11 protein-coding genes are annotated in these 9,007 nt (G+C 32.0%); all 11 read right to left on the bottom strand.

The features are described 5' to 3' along the window. Positions 1–401 precede the first annotated feature (401 nt). The 11 genes from BUB51_RS10990 to BUB51_RS10940 all read right to left on the bottom strand — a co-directional run bounded on the left by BUB51_RS10990 (position 402) and on the right by BUB51_RS10940 (position 8,411). Complete coding sequence (locus tag BUB51_RS10990) at positions 402–803, bottom strand: F0F1 ATP synthase subunit epsilon (RefSeq protein WP_073197738.1); 402 nt, start codon at positions 801–803, stop codon at positions 402–404. Between the two features lie 24 nt (positions 804–827). Next, positions 828–2,225 (bottom strand): F0F1 ATP synthase subunit beta, encoded by a 1,398-nt coding sequence (gene atpD / locus BUB51_RS10985; RefSeq protein ID WP_073197736.1) that lies wholly within the window; start codon positions 2,223–2,225, stop codon positions 828–830. A gap of 57 nt (positions 2,226–2,282) precedes the next feature. Continuing rightward, the gene (gene atpG, locus BUB51_RS10980; protein WP_073197735.1) at positions 2,283–3,143 is read right to left on the bottom strand and encodes an ATP synthase F1 subunit gamma; all 861 of its coding nucleotides are present in this window, start codon (positions 3,141–3,143) and stop codon (positions 2,283–2,285) included. Between the two features lie 158 nt (positions 3,144–3,301). After that, the gene (gene atpA / locus BUB51_RS10975) at positions 3,302–4,822 is read right to left on the bottom strand and encodes a F0F1 ATP synthase subunit alpha (RefSeq protein WP_073197733.1); all 1,521 of its coding nucleotides are present in this window, start codon (positions 4,820–4,822) and stop codon (positions 3,302–3,304) included. After that, positions 4,819–5,385, bottom strand: coding sequence for a F0F1 ATP synthase subunit delta (locus tag BUB51_RS10970; protein ID WP_073197731.1), 567 nt, complete (start codon positions 5,383–5,385; stop codon positions 4,819–4,821). Before BUB51_RS10970 ends, atpA begins: the two co-directional genes overlap by 4 nt. After that, positions 5,373–5,885: a F0F1 ATP synthase subunit B gene (locus tag BUB51_RS10965; protein ID WP_052045194.1), complete on the bottom strand. Its 513-nt coding sequence runs from the start codon at positions 5,883–5,885 to the stop codon at positions 5,373–5,375. The genes BUB51_RS10970 and BUB51_RS10965 overlap by 13 nt, the downstream gene beginning before the upstream one ends. 217 nt (positions 5,886–6,102) lie before the next feature. Beyond that, on the bottom strand, positions 6,103–6,369 hold the full coding sequence (atpE, locus tag BUB51_RS10960) for an ATP synthase F0 subunit C (protein WP_035162978.1): 267 nt from the start codon (positions 6,367–6,369) through the stop codon (positions 6,103–6,105). Positions 6,370–6,438: 69 nt separating this feature from the next. Continuing rightward, positions 6,439–7,110 (bottom strand): F0F1 ATP synthase subunit A, encoded by a 672-nt coding sequence (gene atpB, locus BUB51_RS10955; protein WP_250160107.1) that lies wholly within the window; start codon positions 7,108–7,110, stop codon positions 6,439–6,441. Between the two features lie 24 nt (positions 7,111–7,134). Further along, positions 7,135–7,533 carry an ATP synthase subunit I gene (locus tag BUB51_RS10950; RefSeq protein WP_073197729.1) on the bottom strand — a complete coding sequence of 133 codons (399 nt, stop codon included), beginning with the start codon at positions 7,531–7,533 and terminating at the stop codon, positions 7,135–7,137. A gap of 4 nt (positions 7,534–7,537) precedes the next feature. After that, positions 7,538–7,744, bottom strand: a complete 207-nt coding sequence (locus tag BUB51_RS10945) for an AtpZ/AtpI family protein (RefSeq protein ID WP_073197727.1) — start codon at positions 7,742–7,744, stop codon at positions 7,538–7,540. A gap of 529 nt (positions 7,745–8,273) precedes the next feature. Further along, positions 8,274–8,411 carry a cyclic lactone autoinducer peptide gene (locus tag BUB51_RS10940; protein ID WP_083599486.1) on the bottom strand — a complete coding sequence of 46 codons (138 nt, stop codon included), beginning with the start codon at positions 8,409–8,411 and terminating at the stop codon, positions 8,274–8,276. Positions 8,412–9,007: the final 596 nt, after the last annotated feature.

Genomic DNA, 9,007 nt, shown 5'->3' with positions numbered 1-9,007 from the left:
TGTATTAGAGGATTTAGAAAGAAAAGAATGTTGCAGATAGATATTATTGAAGATATAAGAGATGAAAGATTTACTATAGAAGCTGATTGGATAAATCCAATATTTGAAAAAACATAATTAAAAATAAAACTGGAAATTGATTATTAAAATTTCTTGGGGTAGGGGGAGGTGTAACTATTTTTAAGACCTATCGGTCTACAGGCTTCCCAGTTATTCAAGTAAATGTTAAAAAATAAAATTTTAGTAAAAATAAATTTTTTACTGGAAATTTGATGCGAAATCTCTGATTTTTTTGAATACGACTTATATATTTAAAGTTGCCATAGAATAAAGAGCGATAAATAAAATATATAGGAAATGTAAGACTAGAGAAGAAAATAAGACTAGGCATTCGCCTAGTCTTATTTTTTCTTGGCTAATTCTAGTCTATTTAGAGCTTTTTTAAGCGCTATTTGAGCTCTAACAACATCTATTTCGCCTTTACCACTTTTAAGTCTTTGCTCCGCTCTTTTTTTAGCTTCTTCTGCTCTTCTTACATCTATTTCTTCTGGCCATTCAGCAGCATCTGTTATAACTGTTGTCTTGTTTTTTGTAATTTCTATATATCCTCCTGCTATGGCCGCTTCTTTAATTTCTCCATCCTTCTTTATTCTTATCTTTCCAATTGATAGAGGTGTAACCATAGGAGTATGATTTTTAAGTATTCCTATATCTCCCTCTATTCCTCTTACGATTACCATCTCTACTTCATCTTCAAAAAACTTTCTATCTGGAGTCACTATTTCTAGGGTGAACTGTGACATTTTCTCCACCTCGCTTTTAAAGCCTTATCTCATGCTCTTAGCATTTTCAACCGCTTCATCTATTGTACCTACCATATAAAATGCTTGCTCTGGAAGATCGTCATGCTTACCTTCCAATATTTCTTTAAACCCTCTTACAGTTTCTTTTATAGGTACATACTTACCTGGTCTACCTGTAAACTGCTCTGCAACATGGAAAGGCTGTGATAAGAATCTTTGAATTTTCCTTGCACGAGCAACTATTAATTTATCTTCTTCTGAAAGTTCATCCATACCAAGAATTGCTATTATATCTTGCAGTTCTTTATATCTTTGAAGTACCTCTTGTACTCCACGCGCTACTCTATAGTGTTCTTCTCCTATAATAGCAGGGTCAAGTATCCTAGATGTTGAGTCTAATGGGTCAACTGCAGGATAAATACCAAGCTCTGCTATTTGACGAGAAAGAACTGTAGTAGCATCCAAATGCGCAAATGTTGTTGCTGGTGCAGGGTCTGTTAAGTCGTCTGCTGGAACGTATACTGCCTGTACTGATGTTATAGAACCTTTTTTAGTCGATGTAATTCTCTCTTGCAACTGTCCCATCTCTGTTGCTAATGTAGGCTGATATCCAACGGCACTAGGCATACGTCCAAGTAACGCTGACACCTCTGAACCCGCTTGTGTAAATCTGAATATATTATCTATGAATAATAATACGTCTTGACCCTCTTTATCTCTAAAATGTTCTGCCATAGTCAATCCTGTTAATGCAACACGCATTCTTGCTCCCGGTGGTTCATTCATCTGTCCGAATACTAGAGTAGTTTTATCTATAACGCCTGATTCTTTCATTTCATAATAAAGGTCATTACCTTCTCTTGTTCTCTCTCCAACACCAGCAAATACTGATAATCCACCATGCTCTGTTGCTATATTGTTAATCAATTCCTGAATAAGAACTGTCTTTCCAACTCCTGCTCCTCCAAATAGACCTATTTTACCACCCTTTGCATATGGCGCTATAAGGTCTATAACTTTTATTCCTGTTTCAAATATTTCTGTTGCTGTCTCCTGTTCTTCAAAAGAAGGATCCTCTCTATGAATAGGTGCGTATTCATTGGATTTAACTTCCCCTTGACCATCTATTGTTTCACCTAACACATTAAACATTCTTCCTAATGTAACTCTCCCTACTGGCACTGTAATAGGTCTACCTGTATCTACAGCTTCCATTCCTCTAACAAGTCCATCTGTTGAAGACATCGCAATACATCTTACTGTATCGTTTCCTATATGCTGTGCAACTTCTGCTACTACTTTCCTTCCATTACCTTCAATAATTATAGCATTTAGTAATTTAGGAAGATTATCTGCACTAAATCTTATATCTACAACAGGACCAATTATCTGTACTAATTTGCCTGTATTTTTTTCAGCCATTTTTTCACATCCTTTCTTTTATCTTATCTTTTTGTTTTAAATTTCATCTAGTCTTAACTATTTAAGCGCCTCTGCTCCACCAACAATTTCTGCTATTTCTTGAGTTATAGATGCTTGACGCGCTCTGTTGTAGCTTAATTTCAAGTTTTCTATCATCTCCTGTGCATTATCCGTAGCCGACTCCATCGCATTTCTTCTTGCTGCCTGCTCGCTTGCCGATGCTTCTATCATTGCTCCATATATTACGCTATGTATATACTTTGGTATTAAATAGTCTAATACTTCTTCAGGAGATGGTTCATATTCTACTAAAGTTGTCTTCTTTCTATCTCCTTTTTCTACTACATTTTCTGCTGGAAGAAGTTTCATTATTTTAGTTACTTGTGAAATGGTACTTTCAAATTGTGTGTAAACTATATTTACTTCGTCTATTTCTCTCATTTTATATAAATTTATGACTATATCTCCAATTTCTCTAGCATGAGAATAATTAGGATTTTCTGAAATATGCACAAATTCATCTGCTAGATTATATCCTCTTTTCTTAAAGAAATCTCTAGCCTTTTGGCCTACTGCTATTATTACTGCATTATCTTTATTCTTTATATTCTCCTCTGTCAATTTAATTACATTATTATTATATCCACCGCATAAACCTCTATCTGCCGTTATAACTATATAAGCCGCCTTTTTAACCTCTCTTTTTTCCAAGAACGGATGCCTTATACCTGAAGTCGAAGTCAGTATATCTCTTATACTCCTTACTATAGTATTATAGTAAGGTCTTGTTTTTTCTAATTTTTCTCTAGCTCTCCTTAACTTTGCCGAAGATACAAGTTCCATAGCCTTTGTAATCTGCTTCGTACTGCTTACACTCCTAATCCTTCTCTTTATATCTCGCATCCCTGCTTGGGCCATGTTTTCACCTCCCATCACATTCATCTTCCGCTACTCGCTGCTTATTAATTATTTGCAGCGTAGAATAAATTCTACGCTACAAGCCATCAATTATCTAATGTGAAAACCTATTAGCGAACAGTTAATTTTACATTTTCAATTTTCAATTTCTAACCAGCCTAAATATTGTACTCCTGCTTAAAGTTCTTTTTAAATTCTTCTATAGCACCCTTTAATCTTTCTTCCATTTCCTCTGATAATTCGCCTGTTTCTACTATACTATTACCTACTTCCGGATAGTTATTATCCATGAAGTTTAAAAACTCTTTTTCAAAGTCTTTTATTTTATCTAGCGGAATGTCTGTTAAATATTTTTTAGTAACCGCATATATAATCATAACTTGATGTTCTACTTTAACTGGAGCATATTGCGGCTGTTTTAATATTTCCATTATTCTTTGACCTTGAGCAAGTCTTGCCTGAGTCTCTTTATCAAGTTCTGAACCGAACTGTGCGAATGCAGCTAACTCCCTATACTGTGCTAATTCAAGTTTTAATGTACCCGCTACCTTCTTCATAGCCTTTATCTGTGCAGCACCACCAACACGAGATACTGAAAGTCCTGCATTTACTGCTGGTCTTTGCCCTGAGAAGAATAGCTCTGACTCAAGGAATATCTGACCGTCTGTTATTGATATTACATTTGTTGGTATATAAGCCGAAATATCCCCTGCTAATGTTTCAATTATTGGAAGCGCTGTTATAGAACCTCCACCATATGCTTCATCTAATCTAGCTGCACGTTCTAAAAGTCTTGAATGTAAATAGAATACGTCTCCAGGATATGCTTCACGTCCCGGTGGTCTACGAAGAAGTAATGACATAGCACGATATGCAACAGCGTGCTTTGATAAGTCGTCATATATTATAAGTACGTCTTTACCTTGATACATGAATTCTTCTGCCATAGCACAACCAGCATATGGAGCTATATATTGAAGTGGTGCCATCTCACTAGCTGAAGCCGATACTACTATTGAATATTCCATAGCTCCTCTTGTCTCTAAAGTTTCAACTATTTTAGCTACAGTTGATTTTTTCTGTCCAATTGCAACATATATACAGATAACATCTTGCCCTTTTTGATTTAATATAGTATCTATCGCAATCGCAGTCTTACCAGTCTGTCTATCACCTATTATTAACTCCCTTTGTCCTCTACCGATTGGTATCATTGAGTCGATAGCCTTTATACCAGTTTGTAGAGGAACTGAAACTGATTTTCTTTCAATTACTCCTGGAGCTTTTGACTCGATTGGTCTGAATTTTTCAGTTTTTATAGGACCTTTTCCATCTATTGGCTGTCCCAATGCATTTACTACTCTACCTATAAGGGCCTCTCCAACTGGAACCTCAACTATTCTTTCGGTTCTCTTAACTGTATCCCCTTCTTTTATGTTTTCATCTGAACCTAATAAAACACAACCAACATTATCTTCTTCTAAGTTTAGAGCCATACCATAAACTCCGCCTGGAAACTCTAAAAGCTCACCAGCCATACATTTCTCTAATCCATGTATTCTGGCAATACCATCACCAACTTGTATAACTGTACCTACATCTACTACATCTAATTTGTTTTCATATCTCTTAATCTGCTGCTTAATAATTGAACTAATTTCTTCAGGTCTTAGATTCATTCTTTGCTCACCCCTATCTTAGTTACTCTTATATCTTTAAGACTCTTCTGAATTTTATCCAATTGCCCTTTTATACTTGCATCTATTATCTTATCTTGAATTTTAACAAGTACCCCACCTATAATGTCTGTGTCAACAATATTTTTAAGAATAACATTCTTGCCTAATTTTTCAGACAATTTATTTTGAAGTTTTAATTTTTCTTCTTCATTTAAAGGAACTGCTGTTATGGCCTGTGCTTCGATTATGCCTTGTTTTTCGTTTGATAGTCTTATGTATTCCTCTATTATATCCATTAAATATCTTTCTCTTCCTTTATCTATTACAATATATATTAGATTTAATATTTCTTGAGCTACTTTCCCTTTAAATATAGAATTTATGATATCTTTCTTTTCGTCTTTGGATAATTTAGGATGTTCAAATATTATTTTGAACTCTCTTTCTTTATCAAATATTTTATATATTGAATTTAGCTCTTCTTTAAATTGCTGTATTTTATCCACCTCTTCAGCTACTTCAAATAGAGCTTGGGCATAAGTCTTTCCTATTAATTTTGCCATTTAGCTTCCCCTACCTCGTTTATAAACTTATTTATAATCTCTTTATGAGCTTTAGCATCTAAATTTTTGTCTATAACCTTTGAAGCAGCTAACATAGCTATTGTAACAACTTCTTCTTTTAATTCTTCTACTGCTTTTTCTCTTTCTCTCTCTATTTCCTTCCTAGCTTTTTCAATTATAGCCTCTGCTTCTTTCCTTGCTTCATTTATTATTTCTTCCCTTACTTCTTCTCCTCTACGTCTAGCAGCCTCTATAATTTCTTGAGCTTCCTTTTTAGATGATTCTATTTTCATTTCATATTCTCTTTTTAGATTTTGAGCTTCTTCCTTGTCCTTATTTGCAGCCGATAAATCATTTGCTATTTTTTCTTTTCTAGCATTTAAAAATTCAGTAACCGGTTTGAACAAGAAATGTCTTAGTATTAAAAACAATATAATTGTTGCTGCGATCTGCATTATCAAAGAACTAAGTTCTGGAATAACTCTTACATCTATTGACATTCATAAATCCTCCTTTCTCCGTTTTAAGCATTAACCATTTGTCATTCGCTATTTGTTAGTCGATATTCGGCTCAATATTCGAAAGACCAACAATAAATAATTTTACATTTTACATTTTCAATTTTAAATTTTTATATTTAAAGGATTCCCCTATTAACTCCCAATTTAATACAGAAACAAGAGATGGGCGAAAATACCCACCTCTTATGTAGGTATATTAAAAAGCTTTAAGTAATGGTCTTACGAATAATAATATTATAGCAATAACAAGACCATATATACCTGTTGTTTCTGCAACTGCTTGACCAAGGATCATTGTTCTTATAATATCACCTTGTGCTTCTGGTTGCCTTCCAACAGCTTCCGCAGCTTTACCTGCAGCATAACCCTGTCCTATTCCAGGACCAATACCAGCTATCATAGCTAATCCAGCACCTATAGCTGAACACCCAAGTATAAACGCTTTTGGATCTATTGATGGCATGTAATTCCCCTCCTTTCAAGGTTTACATACTGTGATTATATTTGACGGACGTTAAGTCCGGAATTAACTCTATTCCATTGCCATAGAAACAAATACCATAGTAAGCATAATAAATATAAATGTCTGTATTACACCTGCGAAAACATCAAAATATGCATGAAATACAGGTGTTACGAGTATTGAAAAATAGCCTAATGCGCCATACATAAGCCCCATAATTATCACACCACTTAAGATATTACCAAATAGACGGAATGATAATGATATAGGGTTTGCTATTTCTCCTATAATATTTAATGGAAATAACAATGGCATAGGCTCAAAAAATCCCTTTATGTATCCTCCTAAACCTTTTGATTTTAAACCATAATATTGTGTTAATACAAATGTAATTAAAGCCAATCCAAAAGTTACATTGTAATCTGATGTAGGAGGTTTAAATCCTAATAATCCAAATAGATTAGCTACTAATAAATATAAAGCAAGAGTTCCTATATAAGGAGCAAATTTTAGCTTATCAGCTCCCATTGTACTTTCAACTAAAGACTGAACACCTTCGACTAATAATTCTATTACATTAAGTAATCCTGATGGTTTCTCATCTATTTTTGCATTTTTTATTTTTTTGTTCACGTATATTGCAAAAATAGATAGCAAAATTACTATAATCCAAGTATTAACTATAGTCTCAGGTATGAAAATCTCTTTGCCAAAAAGTGTCAAGGCTATTTCTATTTTCACTATTCTAACCTCCTTTCATAAAAATTAATTTTGCATTTTTGATGTTTTCTTACCCTTTATAATATCATAAAATGTGTCGGATATAATAATAGTTTTAACCATAAAAATTCCTAATACTGTAGAATAGAAATTTATATAATCAGCTATTGCTGAAATTGTTAGCACTATGCCGTAAATTAAATACCTTACCATATAATTACCTACAACATACGGCATTATTTTATTATTGGACATCCCTACAGCTTTTTCTAATGTTAAACTCATCAATCTAAAGTTAAGTACATTTATTGTTGCTCCAAAAATAATCCCATAAATATACGGCATCGGTTCTGGAAATACTAGAAAGAACACCCCTATTATGAGTATCGTTAATATAAATACCCTCTTTATTATTTTATATTGTATATTATCCTGCAAACTCAAGTAATCACTTCCCTTTAGTCCCTTTTGTAGTTATCTTAAATAAACTTATAAAAGATGTAATTATCCCTAACACCGAAAATATACCTAAAAATATAAACTCCGTATTTAATTTATCATCTAAAAATTTCCCTATATATACGCCTCCTAAAATAGGTATTGCCATAGATAAACCTATTTGTGAAACCAAAGCCAAATTCTGCAGAATTTTCAATTTATTATTCCCAATTCTATCACTCCACTTTTTATTATTCCTAAAAATCTCTCTATTATAATATATACATGAATTTATACTCCTAAAGAATATGATAAATCTTTTATTAATTTTTATCAAGTTAAGAATAAAAAGGTCATACTCAAAAAAAAGAAAATATTTTAAATCTAAACAAATTGTTATGCTGTTACTAATCCAATCTAATAATTATATTATTAGGCCATGTTTACTATTTCTACTTTTAACATAAACTCGATTATAAATAGTTTAAACCTAAAGAACAAAATTTTCAATTCAAATCTCTCGTTTTTTATTCAACGTTTGACAAATAACTAATAGAATTACTATAATGTCTTTATGAATAAAAAAGTGTGAAAAGCTAGAATATTTCTCTAACTCTTCACACTTTTGTGTAAATACTATTTTAATATTACTTCAAAATGTAGCTCTATTTTTCAAAAATATAAAGTCTAATAAGTAACATTTTCATTTTTAAATTCAATACTTTATCACTCATAACAAAATACAATTATTCGTTTTTCAATATTTCTGGAACTTCTGGTTTATAGAACCAACCGATGCAAGTAGGCTTTACTCCTACATTAGAAATTATAAATAACATTGCTGTAGTTATTGTTAAAAAGTTTCTAAAAAATCTTTTACTCATTATCTCACCTCCCCATATATTTTTTTCTCACTTTTTAAAAAAGAAAAAAGCATGAAAGATTAGAATATTTTTCTAATCTTTTATGCTAATTATATAAAAATATTTTTCCATTTTCAATAACTTTTTCCGAAAATGTCATTTCATTGTCTGAAAATGCATTTTAGATACAAAAGGACGGTTCTTCTATTTCATTTTGGATACATAGAACCATCCCTCTGTTTCCTATTCATTCCTTCTTTTTAGTATCTGAAAACACATAACCAATTAATATAATTACGCCTACATATATACTAATATCAAAATATACATATCGTTCATCTCTTAAAAATATAAGAACAGCAAGAATTGAAAGTACAATAAGTAAAAAAAATGATTGTTTTAAATATTGCCCGTATTTATTCCTAGAAATACCAAAATAATAAATAATAAAGGAACCCATGCAAAACAAATAAGTGGTGCTAACAAAATATCACTTCTCTCTTAAATTTACAGCCTGCTATATAAATAATATTTCATCTTTTAAAAATAGTCTTCATAAATATTTCTGAACTGTTAATTACATAAACTATAGTAACAAATAATGCTGAACTGTATTT

The organism is Caloranaerobacter azorensis DSM 13643 (genome assembly GCF_900129995.1).
Taxonomy (GTDB): domain Bacteria; phylum Bacillota; class Clostridia; order Tissierellales; family Thermohalobacteraceae; genus Caloranaerobacter; species Caloranaerobacter azorensis.
Note: the sequence above shows the minus strand (reverse complement) of the source record. Positions and strands in the feature narration are given on the sequence as shown.

What these genes read in the sequence shown, in the direction of transcription:
- BUB51_RS10990 (WP_073197738.1), bottom strand. Translation starts at nt 803, where the DNA reads ATGTCACAGTTCACCCTAGAAATAGTGACTCCAGATAGAAAGTTTTTT.
- atpD (WP_073197736.1), bottom strand. Translation starts at nt 2,225, where the DNA reads ATGGCTGAAAAAAATACAGGCAAATTAGTACAGATAATTGGTCCTGTT.
- atpG (WP_073197735.1), bottom strand. Translation starts at nt 3,143, where the DNA reads ATGGCCCAAGCAGGGATGCGAGATATAAAGAGAAGGATTAGGAGTGTA.
- atpA (WP_073197733.1), bottom strand. Translation starts at nt 4,822, where the DNA reads ATGAATCTAAGACCTGAAGAAATTAGTTCAATTATTAAGCAGCAGATT.
- BUB51_RS10970 (WP_073197731.1), bottom strand. Translation starts at nt 5,385, where the DNA reads ATGGCAAAATTAATAGGAAAGACTTATGCCCAAGCTCTATTTGAAGTA.
- BUB51_RS10965 (WP_052045194.1), bottom strand. Translation starts at nt 5,885, where the DNA reads ATGTCAATAGATGTAAGAGTTATTCCAGAACTTAGTTCTTTGATAATG.
- atpE (WP_035162978.1), bottom strand. Translation starts at nt 6,369, where the DNA reads ATGCCATCAATAGATCCAAAAGCGTTTATACTTGGGTGTTCAGCTATA.
- BUB51_RS10940 (WP_083599486.1), bottom strand. Translation starts at nt 8,411, where the DNA reads ATGAGTAAAAGATTTTTTAGAAACTTTTTAACAATAACTACAGCAATG.